14 protein-coding genes are annotated in these 13,917 nt (G+C 44.6%); 9 read left to right on the forward strand and 5 right to left on the reverse strand.

Annotated elements, in window-relative coordinates; translation table 11 throughout:
- The first annotated feature begins 151 nt into the window (after window positions 1-151).
- Entirely contained in the window at window positions 152-1,051 is a 900-nt protein-coding gene (locus tag V1499_RS08550; RefSeq protein ID WP_409275425.1) for a DMT family transporter, read from the forward strand.
- A 108-nt stretch (window positions 1,052-1,159) separates the two neighbouring features.
- Here the strand turns inward: V1499_RS08550 and def are convergent, their stop codons facing one another.
- Complete coding sequence (def, locus tag V1499_RS08555; RefSeq protein WP_409275427.1) at window positions 1,160-1,714, reverse strand: peptide deformylase; 555 nt, start codon at window positions 1,712-1,714, stop codon at window positions 1,160-1,162.
- A gap of 231 nt (window positions 1,715-1,945) precedes the next feature.
- A complete protein-coding gene (locus V1499_RS08560) occupies window positions 1,946-2,080 on the reverse strand; it encodes a YjcZ family sporulation protein (RefSeq protein WP_409275428.1) in 135 nt (44 codons plus the stop codon).
- A 216-nt stretch (window positions 2,081-2,296) separates the two neighbouring features.
- Here V1499_RS08560 and V1499_RS08565 point away from each other — a divergent pair, with 216 nt between their 5' ends.
- The 5 genes from V1499_RS08565 to lpdA all read left to right on the forward strand — a co-directional run bounded on the left by V1499_RS08565 (window position 2,297) and on the right by lpdA (window position 8,448).
- Window positions 2,297-2,962, forward strand: coding sequence for a YkyA family protein (locus V1499_RS08565; protein ID WP_409275430.1), 666 nt, complete (start codon window positions 2,297-2,299; stop codon window positions 2,960-2,962).
- 526 nt (window positions 2,963-3,488) lie between these two features.
- Window positions 3,489-4,604, forward strand: a complete 1,116-nt coding sequence (pdhA, locus tag V1499_RS08570) for a pyruvate dehydrogenase (acetyl-transferring) E1 component subunit alpha (RefSeq protein ID WP_409275432.1) — start codon at window positions 3,489-3,491, stop codon at window positions 4,602-4,604.
- 3 nt (window positions 4,605-4,607) lie between these two features.
- Window positions 4,608-5,585: an alpha-ketoacid dehydrogenase subunit beta gene (locus V1499_RS08575; RefSeq protein WP_409275433.1), complete on the forward strand. Its 978-nt coding sequence runs from the start codon at window positions 4,608-4,610 to the stop codon at window positions 5,583-5,585.
- 73 nt (window positions 5,586-5,658) lie between these two features.
- A complete protein-coding gene (locus V1499_RS08580; protein ID WP_409275435.1) occupies window positions 5,659-7,035 on the forward strand; it encodes a dihydrolipoamide acetyltransferase family protein in 1,377 nt (458 codons plus the stop codon).
- 3 nt (window positions 7,036-7,038) lie between these two features.
- Window positions 7,039-8,448 (forward strand): dihydrolipoyl dehydrogenase, encoded by a 1,410-nt coding sequence (gene lpdA, locus V1499_RS08585; RefSeq protein WP_409275436.1) that lies wholly within the window; start codon window positions 7,039-7,041, stop codon window positions 8,446-8,448.
- A gap of 63 nt (window positions 8,449-8,511) precedes the next feature.
- Here the strand turns inward: lpdA and V1499_RS08590 are convergent, their stop codons facing one another.
- On the reverse strand, window positions 8,512-8,889 hold the full coding sequence (locus V1499_RS08590; protein ID WP_409275438.1) for a small peptidoglycan-associated lipoprotein: 378 nt from the start codon (window positions 8,887-8,889) through the stop codon (window positions 8,512-8,514).
- A gap of 502 nt (window positions 8,890-9,391) precedes the next feature.
- The gene (locus V1499_RS08595) at window positions 9,392-9,829 is read right to left on the reverse strand and encodes a DUF1885 family protein (protein WP_409275440.1); all 438 of its coding nucleotides are present in this window, start codon (window positions 9,827-9,829) and stop codon (window positions 9,392-9,394) included.
- 155 nt (window positions 9,830-9,984) lie between these two features.
- Here V1499_RS08595 and V1499_RS08600 point away from each other — a divergent pair, with 155 nt between their 5' ends.
- The 3 genes from V1499_RS08600 to V1499_RS08610 all read left to right on the forward strand — a co-directional run bounded on the left by V1499_RS08600 (window position 9,985) and on the right by V1499_RS08610 (window position 12,268).
- Window positions 9,985-10,284 carry a DUF3055 domain-containing protein gene (locus V1499_RS08600; protein WP_409275442.1) on the forward strand — a complete coding sequence of 100 codons (300 nt, stop codon included), beginning with the start codon at window positions 9,985-9,987 and terminating at the stop codon, window positions 10,282-10,284.
- A gap of 179 nt (window positions 10,285-10,463) precedes the next feature.
- Window positions 10,464-10,589 (forward strand): GapA-binding peptide SR1P, encoded by a 126-nt coding sequence (locus V1499_RS08605; protein ID WP_316568374.1) that lies wholly within the window; start codon window positions 10,464-10,466, stop codon window positions 10,587-10,589.
- 329 nt (window positions 10,590-10,918) lie between these two features.
- The gene (locus V1499_RS08610; RefSeq protein ID WP_409273465.1) at window positions 10,919-12,268 is read left to right on the forward strand and encodes an IS1182 family transposase; all 1,350 of its coding nucleotides are present in this window, start codon (window positions 10,919-10,921) and stop codon (window positions 12,266-12,268) included.
- 150 nt (window positions 12,269-12,418) lie between these two features.
- Here the strand turns inward: V1499_RS08610 and V1499_RS08615 are convergent, their stop codons facing one another.
- Window positions 12,419-13,891, reverse strand: coding sequence for an aminotransferase class I/II-fold pyridoxal phosphate-dependent enzyme (locus V1499_RS08615; protein WP_409275444.1), 1,473 nt, complete (start codon window positions 13,889-13,891; stop codon window positions 12,419-12,421).
- Between the last annotated feature and the right edge of the window lie 26 nt (window positions 13,892-13,917).

Raw genomic sequence — 13,917 nt, forward strand, 5'->3', positions numbered from 1 at the left:
AACAAAAATCGTCCTTCTGGTACTACTAGTATATGTGTGTCCGCTCAATTTCTTCATGGATAATCATGGAATCGGCAAATGTCAGTGAATTGACAAAATATTTTTGAAAGATTAATGTTTTTACTATTGAAAGACGTCAGGGGGAATTTAGTTGGGCAGGCTTTATGCTTCGTTAATCGGGTTGGGTATGATTTGGGGAACTTCCTTTATGTTTATCAAAATTCTTTTACAAACACTTGGCCCGGCGGAGGTAGTATTCGGCCGGACGTTCTTCGGCGCAGCCATGCTTGTGGCCATTGCAGTGGCTACGAAAAAATCAATGCGGCCTTTTATGAAGCTTCCCCATGCAAAACTGTTAGCCATAGCACTTGCAAATAATGTCTTGCCCTGGCTGCTAATTTCCGCAGGGGAGACAAAGATAACATCAAGCCTTGCCTCCATTATTAATGCTACTACCCCTATATGGACTTTGTTAATCGGTTTTTTATTCTTTTCGACAAAGCTTCGGAAAAACCAGTGGATTGGTGCTCTCATAGGGTTTTGCGGAATATTCTTTCTATCCGATTTCGGAGGGGATTCGTTTGGGGCGGGCAACTTGGCTGGCATCTTGATGATGAGCGGGGCTGCACTATGTTATGGCATTGGATCACATATGACAAAGAAATATGCCGATGAAATTCCAATCTTCGAACTTTCACTATATACACTTGCGTTTTCGTCTGGAGCGAGCTTCATTGCCATGCTCGTTACGGGGCTGCCGGAAGCCTCTGTTTTCTTCAGTTTGCCCAATATAGGGGCGTTTGTTGGCCTTGGGGCAGTCGGATCTGGACTTGCCTACCTTATTTATTATTATCTTGTCCAAAAAGGGGGTCCGGAATTTTCAGCTATGGTGACCTACCTGGCTCCGGTTTTCGCAATTATTTGGGGAGCGTTCCTTCTTGGGGAGGATATTCATTTGTCGATGCTTTTGGGCCTGGCCGTCATTTTTGCTGGTGTCTATATCTCATCCATTAAGTCAAGTGAGAAATACGCCATCCGTTCCAATCACTGAGCGAATTAGGAAGAGGCGAATACATTTAACAATGCTATGCTTCTCCCAATCAAACTAATCATTCCGTTCACCTGAGAACAGCCGCCAATAAAATTGGCGGCTGCATCATCATCGTTCAATCGCTATAGCATTTTCAATTGGTTTAAATGGGTCTTCTTTGTCGATATGATCATAGAACATAATTCCATTTAAATGGTCGATTTCGTGCTGAAAAACGACAGCGGCTAGCCCTTTCAATCTAAGCTTAACCTCATTCCCATCTGCATCATACCCTTTTACCGTTATACGTGCGTAACGCGGGACATAACCGGGGTAAGGCTCATCGACTGATAGGCACCCTTCTCCGGAAGTCAGGTAAGCCTTTTCTACGGAATGGCTCGCAATCTTTGGGTTGAAAAGGGCATGGCTGTGCAAATTTCCCTTTTCGTCATGCACATGGACGGCAATCATTCTTTTTGGCACGTTTATTTGCGGCGCGGCCAGGCCGATTCCGGGGCGGAGCCCATATTTTTCAGCAATCTCGGGATCCTGGCTATTTATAACATACTCCAGGAGACTAGTAAGGATTTGCTTGTCTTCTTCTGATGGGGGCAGTGGCACTTCATTCGCTGTTAATCTTAAGGTTGGATGCCCATCACGGATAATATCGTCCATTGTTATCATATTTAGTTCACTCCTGTAAAAACAAAACATTAATCCCAATCCCTATCATAGGGAAGAAGTATGACATTAGTCTATCAGACAATCACCAAAAAGTTAATTACATCAATTTTTTCCACCAACTAAAATCTTTTCTGCATTATGGGCATTTGGGAGATGCGGCAGCGAGAAGAGGCAGGGGGCAAGGGATTATCCGGCAACAAAAAGAAGAGGCGAACGCCTCCTCCCTTGCCATTATAGCCAGGCGCAGCCAACAATAATCAAAAGAATAAACAGGACAACGATTAAAGCAAAACCTCTGCCCCAGCCGCAAAACCCACCGTATCCACCAACTCCGACTGGATAGCCATATCCGTAGCAACCGTACATAAGCGAACCTCCTCCATGTATTGTTTGCCTGCCCTTTAATCGGGCGACTATTACAGCCTATGCGGGGCCACCTGGGGAAGTATGGGCCTGTGCCCAGTCATAAAAGGCGATTTTCATGAATACACTGAAATGCGGTGGACAAGCTTGTTTCTTTGAAGTTGTCAAATATACAAACTCTCGATATAGTTGAATTGTTAAGAAAAGGAGTGATATATTTTGCCATTTTCTCCAACGAAAAAACTGCTGTTCCTTTTAGGAGTTGCAATTTTCCTGCTTTCAGGATGCTTTGGAAAAGAAACTCCGGAATCGCGGTTATATGAAGTGATGGAAAAAGCGGTTAAAGCCGAAAAACAGTTTGAAGCCCAGCAAGATCCACTCATTGAGCTTGAATCAAAGGAAAAAGCGATTTTTGATAAAATTATGGGCCTTGGCCTAAAGGAATACAGTCAAATATCCACTCTTTCAGATGAGGCACTGGACATTGTCGACAAAAGAAAGGAACATATCGAACTTGAGCGCCAAAGCCTAGAGCAGTCCCGGGAGCAATTTGAAAAAGCATCAGTGATTATGAAGGAAATCAAAAAGCCAGAATTAAAGGAAAAAGCGGAATTACTGTATCAGACCATGAAAGAGCGATACAAGGTACACGAAACCCTCTATGAGGAATACATGAATGTGCTTGAGGGGGATCGAAAATTGTATACCTCACTAAAAGCCAAGGATGTATCTTTGGAAAACCTTGAAGACCAGGTGAATACTCTCAATGATTTTTACACAAGCATTCTCGAAGCAAATGAAAAGTTTAATGAATTGACAGAAAAATATAATAAGGAAAAGCTCAACTTTTATGAATTAGCTGGGCTTATGGGGAAGGATTCCTAATTGGAGCAGGCGAAACAAGCCTGCTTTTCCCTTTTTTTAGGGATGAAGCACTTTCCTAGTGTTTCCCCAGCTGCCTATTTGGATGGAAACAGTATTGATACAGATTCTAATTATTCAGTGGTACAGATTTTTTATCTTTGATAATATTTTCTATTATTAATATAGTGATAAATTTATAAGTCGTGTTTGTTGACGGTTTCAAAGAGAATGATGTAAACTCAACTTGCAGGGGGACATTGTATTAATTTAATGGGGTAGAAAACTGGTACAGAATAAAAAGGCAGCGCGAAAGGGAATATGGGTTTCCAGTCGCAGTGCTTGTGGAAAACAATATAGATATGAGCCAGAAGCCCTCCGTAAAACGGGAGCATCAGGCAGGAATTTTAAAACATTCTAATAGGCAAAGAATCGGTTAGCCGATTTTATGGGCAACATAAGTGAGTATTTATAACCCATTAAAACAGGAAACCCCGAATGTGTTTGCTGTAAGTAGAAATTTGTGAAAACGAAAGGAATGGTGACCAAAATGGCTTCTAAGACAAAGAATGCCCAAGTCGATGCGAAAAAGACGCTCGAAACAGTTGAGCAGCAATTTGAAACGCTCCAGATTTTAAATGAAGAAGGCAAGGTCGTTAATGAGGCGGCCATGCCGGACCTGAGTGATGAACAACTCCAGGAATTAATGAGCAGGATGGTGTACACACGCATTCTTGACCAGCGATCCATTTCCCTTAACCGACAGGGCCGGCTTGGATTTTATGCGCCTACAGCAGGGCAGGAGGCATCCCAGCTCGCTTCACAATACGCTCTTGAAAAGGATGATTACATTTTACCAGGGTACCGGGATGTGCCTCAGCTGATTTGGCACGGCCTTCCGCTTTACCAGGCATTCCTTTTCTCCCGTGGCCATTATCAGGGGAACCAAATTCCTGAAGGTGTCAATGTTCTGTCTCCGCAGATTATTATTGGCGCTCAGTATGTCCAGGCAGCCGGCGTTGCGCTTGGATTAAAGAAAAATGGTTCAAAAACCGTTGCGATTACCTACACTGGCGATGGCGGCGCATCCCAAGGCGATTTTTACGAAGGAATCAACTTTGCGGGCGCATTCAAGGCACCAGCGATTTTCGTCGTCCAAAACAACCGATTTGCGATATCCACCCCTGTTGAAAAGCAATCTTCGGCTAAAACCATTGCCCAAAAAGCTGTTGCTGCGGGTATCCCGGGAATTCAAGTGGATGGAATGGATCCTCTTGCGGTTTATAAAGCTGTGCGTGACGCCCGTGACCGTGCTGTTAATGGGGAAGGGCCTACTTTAATTGAAACGTTGACCTACCGTTACGGTCCACATACGATGGCAGGGGATGATCCGACACGCTACAGGACTTCCGACCTTGACAGCGAGTGGGAAAAGAAGGACCCGCTTGTCCGTTTCAGGAAATACCTTGAAGGCAAGGGGCTTTGGAATGAAGAGAAGGAGAATGAAGTGATCGAAAGGGCGAAGGAAGAAATTAAAGAGGCAATTAAGAAGGCCGATGCAGCCCCTAAACAAAAGGTTACCGACCTAATGTCGATCATGTACGAAGAAATGCCTTTCCACTTGAAGGAACAATATGAAATCTACAAAGCAAAGGAGTCGAAGTAAATCATGGCTCAAATGACAATGATCCAGGCAATCACCGATGCCTTACGCATAGAGCTCCGCAATAATGAGAAGACTTTGATTTTCGGGGAGGACGTGGGTGTAAACGGCGGTGTTTTCCGTGCAACCGAAGGCCTTCAAAAAGAATTTGGCGAAGATAGGGTATTTGATACCCCACTTGCTGAATCCGGTATCGGCGGATTGGCAATCGGCCTTTCACTGACTGGCTATCGCCCAATCCCAGAAATTCAGTTTTTTGGATTTGTTTTTGAGGTAATGGACTCTATAGCTGGACAAATGTCCAGGATGCGCTACCGCTCCGGGGGACGATACAATATGCCGATTACGGTCAGGTCTCCATTTGGCGGCGGCGTACATACTCCCGAGCTTCACTCTGACAGCCTTGAAGGTTTAATGATGCAGACACCAGGATTGAAAGTTGTCGTTCCTTCCACTCCATATGATGCGAAGGGATTGCTGATTTCAGCCATCCGAGATAACGACCCGGTTATTTTCCTTGAACATTTGAAGCTATACCGGGCATTCCGCGAGGAGGTACCAGAGGAAGAATACACTATTCCACTTGGGAAAGCCGATATTAAGCGAGAAGGAAAAGATTTGTCAATCATTACGTATGGCGCGATGGTCCATGAATCACTCAAAGCGGCAGAAGAGCTTGAGAAGGGAGGCCATTCAGTGGAAGTACTCGACCTCCGTACACTGATGCCATTGGATATTGAAGCGATCGTTGCTTCCGTTGAAAAGACAGGACGCGCAATTGTAGTTCAGGAAGCTCAAAGGCAGGCTGGCGCAGCAAACCATGTTGTTAGTGAAATCATGGAACGTTCCGTCCTGAGCCTAGAAGCGCCTGTGCTTATTGTGGCTGCGCCTGATACAGTTTATCCGTTCTCTCAGGCTGAAAACGTATGGCTTCCAAACTATAAGGATGTCATTGAAACGGCCAAGAAAGTACTTACGTTCTAATTGGACAAGCGTTGAATCTGGCGAAGCTTTTTAAACGTAAAGATATTCAGGAACAATAGGAGGATGAAGCATAGTGTCATTCCAATTTAAAATGCCTGACATTGGTGAAGGAATCCACGAAGGCGAAATAGTCAAATGGTTTATTAAACCAGGCGATAAAGTAAATGAAGACGATGTCCTTTGCGAAATACAGAACGATAAGGCTGTAGTCGAAATTCCTTCGCCCGTAGAGGGAACTGTAGAGGAAATCCTTGTTGGCGAAGGCACAGTGGCGACAGTTGGCGAGGTACTTGTTACGTTCGATGCCCCTGGCTATGAAGACCTTCAATTCAAAGGCGATAGCAATGAAGATGTGGAACCTGCTGCTGAAGAAAAAACAGAGGCCCAGGTTCAATCCACTTTGGAGTCCGGCCAGCAAATTAAAAAAGAAGAGGCACAGGCACAGAAGCCGGAAGGGGCTACTGGCGCAGGAGCTGCTGCAAATGCAACGCCAGAAGCCGAAGTTGACCCGAATCGAAGAGTCATTGCCATGCCATCGGTAAGGAAATATGCGCGTGAAAAAGGAGTCGATATCCGTCAAGTTTCAGGCTCGGGCAATAATGGTCGCGTCCTTAAAGGCGATATTGATGCCTTCTTGAACGGGGGGCAGGCCGCTCCGAAAGCTGATGCCCAAGGCGCCGTAAATGAAGCAGCCACCCCGGCAGCCGAAGAGGCGAAGCAGGCACCAACTCCAATTCCGCAAGGACAATATCCTGAAACACGTGAGAAGATGAGTGGAATCCGCCGCGCGATTGCCAAGGCGATGGTGAACTCCAAGCATACCGCTCCGCATGTTACCCTTATGGATGAAGTGGAAGTAACAAGCCTTGTTGCTCACCGAAAGAAATTCAAGGAAGTTGCCGCCGAAAAGGGCATTAAGCTTACATTCCTCCCTTATGTCGTCAAAGCGCTTACGAGTGCGTTGAAGGAGTATCCAGAACTAAATACTTCAGTTGACGATGAGGCTGGTGAAATCATTCAAAAGCATTATTACAACATTGGAATTGCCGCCGATACAGAAAAAGGCTTACTTGTCCCTGTTGTAAAGGATGCTGACAGAAAATCGGTATTTGCTATTTCCAATGAAATAAACGAGCTTGCTTCCAAAGCAAGGAGCGGAAAGCTTGCTCCGGATGAAATGAAGGGCGGATCCTGCACAATTACGAACATCGGTTCCGCGGGGGGGCAATGGTTTACGCCTGTCATCAATCATCCGGAAGTTGCCATCCTTGGGATTGGCCGTATCGCGGAAAAAGCAATCGTAAAAAATGGGGAAATCATTGCCGCTCCAGTTCTCGCACTTTCCTTAAGCTTTGACCATCGGGTTATCGATGGTGCAACCGCGCAGAATTTCATGAACCACATTAAGAGGTTGCTGAACGACCCGGAACTCTTGTTAATGGAGGCGTAAAAAATGGTAGTAGGAGATTTTCCAGTTGAAACGGATACAATAGTGATCGGCGCTGGCCCTGGAGGGTATGTTGCAGCGATTAGGGCTGCCCAACTCGGCCAAAAAGTGACGATCGTTGAACGAGAAACATTAGGAGGGGTCTGCCTGAATGTCGGCTGTATCCCTTCCAAGGCTCTCATTGCCGCGGGCCATAGGTATGAATCCGCAATTCATTCCAGTGACATTGGCATTAAGGCGGAAAATGTGACTGTTGACTTTTCAAAAGTACAGGAATGGAAAGCTGGCGTTGTCAAAAAGCTTACCGGTGGCGTTGAAGGCTTACTAAAAGGCAACAAGGTTAGCATTGTCCGCGGAGAAGCCTATTTTGTCGATGCGAATACGTTACGGGTTATGGATGAAAATTCCGCCCAAACTTATACGTTCAAAAATGCAATCATCGCGACAGGTTCCCGCCCGATTGAATTGCCTGCCTTTAAGTATACCAAGCGTGTTCTAGATTCCACTGGCGCACTTGCGCTGAACGAAATTCCGAAAAGCATCGTTGTGATTGGCGGAGGCTATATTGGAACGGAGCTTGGAGGAGCGTACGCGAGCTTTGGAACAAAAGTAACCATTCTTGAAGGTGCGGACGAAATTCTGAATGGATTTGAAAAACAAATGTCGTCGCTCGTAAAGCGCAACCTGAAGAAAAAAGGTGCTGAAATTGTTACAAAAGCCCTGGCAAAAGGTGTAGAGGAATCAGAGGATTCTGTAAAAGTGACATATGAGGTAAAAGGCGAGGAAAAAACAGTCGAAGCTGATTATGTTTTCGTCATGGTCGGGCGCCGTCCAAATACCGATGAACTCGGCCTTGAACAGGTAGGAATTGAAATAACCGATAGGGGTATTGTCAAGGTAGATAAGCAGTGCCGGACCAATATTGGCAATATATATGCCATTGGAGATATCGTTCCGGGTCCACCTTTGGCCCATAAGGCTTCGTATGAAGGTAAAATTGCAGCAGAGGCCATTGCAGGACACCCGTCTGAAATCGACTATCTAGCAATTCCGGCAGTCGTTTTCTCTGATCCTGAGCTGGCATCCGTCGGTTATACCGAAGCACAGGCAAAGGAAGAGGGCATTGAAGTAACGGCAGCCAAGTTCCCGTTCGCCGCCAACGGCCGCGCATTGGCATTGAACCAAACCGATGGCTTCATGAAGCTAATCACCCGTAAGGAAGATGGGCTGGTTATTGGAGCGCAAATCGCGGGTCCAAGCGCCTCGGACATGATTGCCGAGCTCGGTTTGGCAATTGAAACCGGAATGACCGCGGAGGATTTGGCCATGACTATCCATGCGCATCCTACCCTCGGAGAAATCACGATGGAAGCGGCAGAAGTAGCTATCGGAACCCCAATCCACATCGTAAAATAAATGAAGCAAAAGGCAAGAACAAAAAAGCCCTTCCCATTTGTGGGGAAGGGTTTTTCCTTATTCTTAATTTGTCCCATCCAATGCTTTGGATACCGGCAGGATAATTTTCTCCTTCGTCGTAAGTCCATCAATTCTAACCATAACTTTTTCTTTATAAAGGACAATCAGGGCAGGGCCTGATTTAACATCATATTCGTCGTAGTACTTCTTCTCTTCCTTGCTTGACAGGACTAAAAGGTTTTCCATTTCTTCCGGAAAATCTTTTTTTAGTTGAATCAAGGCATCGTAATAGGCGGCTTCACGGCTATATTCTTTTTCATCCGAAAAGAAAATAATTTGTTTTGTGTTTCTATCCACTGAAAGAGCTGCCTGCTCAGCTTTGCTGCAGGATGCTGTAATAATCAAGGAAAAAAAGAGTACATAAACAGGAAAACCTTTCATTTCTTTTGCCCCCAATAGTCCGATATGATACCTACAGCTGGCAATACACGACATCCACATTTTATCACATGGGCGGCGGCTACCTTCCCTTGTCATGCAAATGTTACAGAAATGAAAAATATCGCAGGGGGGCCTGGCATATACTTCTGTAAATGGCTAGGTTTTCCTAGGGGGTATCAGGCGGTGGAAAGGATGAAGGTGTATGTTTTATTCCTTATCCAGTTTATAATCTGGAGCGGTTATACATTAACGGAATGGCTGTCTAAGCACGACCATCCTTTATATAATGTTCTCATGTTCTTAGTGTTTTTTTATCTCGCCGTCATAATCGGCGAACACTTAATCGAGTCCCAAAGGAAGGCTCTTTTTCTTACTGCTTTCAGCCTTGGGTTGTACGCATCATTTCATATAATCCTTTCCTATTTCGAATTTCCTTCCATATTGCAAAAGTTATAATCTCGATACAAGAAAAAGCATCCCATTATTTTGGGATGCTTTCGGGTTATTTCCTTGGATTGTAATACATAATTCTTCCATTGAACAAATGCAGTTCGGCTTGCAATTTTTTTGCCAGGAATTTGCAGAATTCGTTTGCCTTCCCTTTGTCTCCCGCGGTAGCCCCGTCAGGCAGGGTAACCTGGACATAAGACTGGATTGCGGAGGTGCCATCCTCCTCCTCCACAGCTTCTTTACCGACTGCCAGGGCGATTGCGCGGTATCGGTCTGGTTCGGTGGAATGCAAGTAAAACCATTCTCCCTTCCCTTCCGGCGTTTCCTTTAATTCATATGGAAACGCGCTCTCGCTAAAGTCCCAATTGACCTGGGTACCGGTTTTAGATGTTATGTCCTTGTAATAATGAAAAAAATCCTTTAGTTCATCCAGTGTAACAGATTGCTTCGCTGATGAAGGCACAAGTTTTATAAAAGCGTTTTCAGCCATCACCATACCCCCCTTGATCCATAATTCTGTACAACTTCATTGTAGCATTGTCTAAATTCTTTAAACAACCGCCAAATGGCAAGGAATCACTTTGTTTGAAATTTTGTCAAAGTTGAATTATAATAATATTCTAACAACTTTTAAGGAGGAGTGTAATGGATCAATTCGAAAAGCTTTATGACGAACATGAAAATGTCAAGGTTCGTTTCACTGGATTTACTACTGAAAATGCCCGCTATGATTTTGGTGTCGTCTATTCCTCTCTTTTTTTCGGAAAGCCCCTTGTGGTTTGTATGCAAACCGGCCGATCAACTCTCCTCGAACCCAAAGACCTGGATGATATAGAACATTTGCAACATGTCTTTCGGATTAATGATGAAGAACAGGCAAATGAACTAGTCGAGTTCTTTTCGGATATTCTTCCGTCCGCGCCATTTATAACTCAATATGACTAAGAAGGCAGGCCATTCAAAGGCCTGTTTTTCCGTTTGAAGGGCCTATGGTGTTATTTGCCGAAAAATAAGTCAAAAGTGACATACAATATCACTTGAAAATTTAAATAGGTTATATTAATATATAATTAAATTACATTAAGCGCTTACATTTCTACTAAATCATAAGGGAGCTGATCAACATGGGAACAATTGTATGCCAAACTTGCAATTCAACAATTGATCATTTCGAAGATGAAAAAGTGACAGTCCTTTACTCAAAATGCACATGTGAGAAATGCCATACCCGCCAGGATAACGACCTGTAAAAATGAGGAATACCTGAAACAGAGCTGCGGGATAAATAAATTTTAAATAAAAACAGGATTCCCAAGAATCCTGTCAGACTGTAGACAAACTCGAAGATATCCGGGTTTGCCTACAGTCTTTTTTAATTTAAAATATAAGTTGAAACAACAGTGCGTCTAGATTTCCACTCCGGGTGGACGCTTTCCGCGGGCGGGGCCGAGCCGCTTCCCTCGCTACGCTCAGTCCAGGGTCTCGACTATCCCGCTACTCCCGCAGGAGTCGCCACCCTCCGTTCCAATCAACTAAAATTCTCTTTATATAAAGAACACTATGTATGAGGTGACCTGCGATGATGACTAAAAATCAAGCTAATGAACGTGAACAATTTGAAATGCTGACCATTGATCAATTAGTTCCTGAAAATCATTTGGTACGCAAGCTGGAATCGGCCATTGATTTTTCATTCATCTATCCCATGGTAGAACACTTGTATTCCGGGCTTGGTAGGCCCAGTATTGATCCGGTCGTTCTCTTTAAAATAACTTTCATACAATACATATTTGGCATACGCTCTATGCGCCAAACTATTAAAGAGATTGAGACCAACATGGCATATCGCTGGTTTTTAGGATTTGGTTTCTACACTGAAGTTCCTCACTTTTCTACCTTCGGTAAAAATTACGAGCGCCGTTTTTATGATTCCGATGTGTTTGAACAGATCTTCTATCGAATCTTGAAGGAGATTATGGATAAAGGGCTGTTGTCTCCTGAACATGTATTTGTGGATTCCACACATGTAAAAGCAAGTGCCAATAAACGCAAGTACGACAAGAAACTCGTTCGAAAGGAAACCCGCGCCTATGAAGAAAAGCTGCAATTGGAGCTTAATTTAGATCGTGAGAAACACGGTAAAAAGCCATTTCCTCCCGAGAAGTTTGAAAAAGAGGAGTGGAAGGAAATCAAGGAAAGTACGACGGATCCTGAAAGTGGCTATTATGTAAAGGATGAGCGAACGAAACAGTTTGCCTATTCGTTTCATGCCGCCACGGATGAAAAAGGATTTGTGTTGGGGACAATCGTCACTCCGGGCAACATACATGACAGCCATATCCTGCAGCCACTTGTCGAGAAGATCATTGAAAAGGTAAAGAAGCCACTTGCTGTCGCAGCCGATGCAGCCTATAAAACTCCCGCGATCGCGAATTTTCTATTGGAAAATCAGATGTTGCCTGTCCTTCCTTACACCCGTCCAAAAACGAAAGATCGGTTCTTCCGAAAGCATGACTATGTTTATGATGAGTACTACAATTGCTATCTCTGCCCCGAAGGGCAGGAATTAAAGTACACGACAACCACGAAGGAAGGGTACCGCCAGTATAAATCAGACCCAGCTATTTGCGCTTCCTGCCCAGTCTTATCAAAGTGTACCGAAAGTAAAAACCATCAAAAGCTCATTCAGCGCCATATTTGGGAGCCCTACCTGGAAGAGGCTGAACATTTACGACACACGGATGAGATTAAACAGATATACGCCAAACGAAAAGAAACAATTGAACGTGTCTTTGCAGACGCGAAAGAAAAGCATGGTATGCGATGGACAACCTTACGAGGCCTTAAAAAATTGTCCATGCAGGCGATGCTTACTTTTGCTGCAATGAATTTGAAGAAACTGGCCAATTGGACATGGCAAGTTGCATAAGAGTACTCGAAGAGTAAGGTGCTGGGGGTAATTATCTTCGGATTAATCTTAAAAATTTCCACAAAAATGACAAAAGGCCGCGAGAGGGTGCCCCCTCGCGGCCTTTTGTCGACAATCTGACAGGATTCCCAAGAATCCTGTTTTTTGTTCTTATTTAATGGCTTTGTATTCCTTGATGACTCGGATTTTCTTAATTTGGTCGTCTTCAGGTCCCTGAACAGGCAGGCCGACCTCCAGGTTTTTTTGGATATAAAGTAGGTTTTCCTTCGTTATAATCTCACCTGGAATAAAAATCGGAATTCCGGGTGGATAAACCATAATGAACTCCGCGGTAATTCTTCCTTCTGATTCTTCGAAGGGAACTACTTCCGTTTCCGAGTAAAATGCATCCCTTGGTGTAAGAGCCAAGAGAGGAATATCCGGAAGGAACACCTTTAATGGCTCTGGTTTCCCGGCTTCCTCAACACACTCTTCGGCAAGCTCCCTGAGGGCATTGATGAGGATATCCGCCTCGCGCTCCGTGTCACCGGGGGTGACGATGCAAAGGATATTATACAAATCCGAAAGCTCTACTTCGATGTTATGTCTTTCGCGAAGCCATTTTTCAACTTCATAGCCTGGGATTCCAAGGTTCTTAACGGAAATAATAAGCTTCGTTGGGTCGTAATCGAAGGCTGCCTTGGACTTCAGTATTTCGGGTCCCACGCAATAAAGGCGGTCGATTTCATTGATTCTTTTCCTCATTGATTGAGCAAGGCTGATTGTTTTTGAGATTAAGTCACGCCCTTCTGTGGCAAGCCTTTTCCGAGCGACATCCAGTGATGCGAGGAGAAGGTAGGACGTCGATGTAGTTGTCAGCATGCTTAAAATGGATTGAACGCGCTTTGATGATACAAGGCCTTCCCGTACATTCAATATCGAACTCTGGGTCATGGACCCGCCTAGTTTGTGCACACTTGTCGCAGCCATATCGGCTCCCGCTTGCATTGCCGACAATGGAAGGTCATCATGGAAATGGATGTGCACTCCATGGGCTTCATCCACAAGGACCGGGACGTCATATGAATGGGCAATTTCCACAATTTTACGAAGGTCTGCGGAAATTCCGAAATAGGTTGGATTAATCACGAGTACCCCTTTAGCGTCAGGGTGCTGGTCCAAAGCCCTGGCGACTGACTCGGTTGTAATGCCGTGGGAGATACCGAGATTTTCATCAATTTCCGGATGGATGAATACCGGTATGGCACCGGAAAATACAATCGCAGACATGACCGATTTATGAACGTTGCGGGGAACAATAATTTTGTCCCCTGGTCCGCAAACAGTCATAACCATCGTCATTATGGCGCCGCTTGTACCCTGGACTGAAAAGAATGTATGGTCCGCTCCAAATGCTTCAGCGGCTAATTCCTGAGCCTGCTTGATAATTCCTTTCGGGGAATGCAAATCATCAAGCGGGCCAATATTTATCAAGTCAATGCTTAACGCATTGTCGCCTATAAATTCACGAAATTCAGGATCAATACCTGTTCCCTTTTTATGGCCTGGGATATGGAATTGGACTGGATTCTTTTTGGCATGTTCAACAAGGCCGGTGAACAACGGAGTTTCAAATTGGGACAAGATCTCCACACCTCTTTACTAAATAA

Source organism: Neobacillus oceani (assembly GCF_046237595.1).
Classification (GTDB): domain Bacteria; phylum Bacillota; class Bacilli; order Bacillales; family Cytobacillaceae; genus Bacillus_D; species Bacillus_D oceani.

Bases quoted from the DNA above. Each gene is read 5' to 3' on its own strand.
- pdhA (WP_409275432.1), top strand. From the start codon at position 3,489: ATGGCTTCTAAGACAAAGAATGCCCAAGTCGATGCGAAAAAGACGCTC.
- V1499_RS08590 (WP_409275438.1), bottom strand. From the start codon at position 8,889: ATGAAAGGTTTTCCTGTTTATGTACTCTTTTTTTCCTTGATTATTACA.
- V1499_RS08575 (WP_409275433.1), top strand. From the start codon at position 4,608: ATGGCTCAAATGACAATGATCCAGGCAATCACCGATGCCTTACGCATA.
- V1499_RS08600 (WP_409275442.1), top strand. From the start codon at position 9,985: ATGGATCAATTCGAAAAGCTTTATGACGAACATGAAAATGTCAAGGTT.
- V1499_RS08605 (WP_316568374.1), top strand. From the start codon at position 10,464: ATGGGAACAATTGTATGCCAAACTTGCAATTCAACAATTGATCATTTC.
- lpdA (WP_409275436.1), top strand. From the start codon at position 7,039: ATGGTAGTAGGAGATTTTCCAGTTGAAACGGATACAATAGTGATCGGC.
- V1499_RS08610 (WP_409273465.1), top strand. From the start codon at position 10,919: ATGATGACTAAAAATCAAGCTAATGAACGTGAACAATTTGAAATGCTG.
- def (WP_409275427.1), bottom strand. From the start codon at position 1,714: ATGATAACAATGGACGATATTATCCGTGATGGGCATCCAACCTTAAGA.
- V1499_RS08560 (WP_409275428.1), bottom strand. From the start codon at position 2,080: ATGTACGGTTGCTACGGATATGGCTATCCAGTCGGAGTTGGTGGATAC.
- V1499_RS08595 (WP_409275440.1), bottom strand. From the start codon at position 9,829: ATGGCTGAAAACGCTTTTATAAAACTTGTGCCTTCATCAGCGAAGCAA.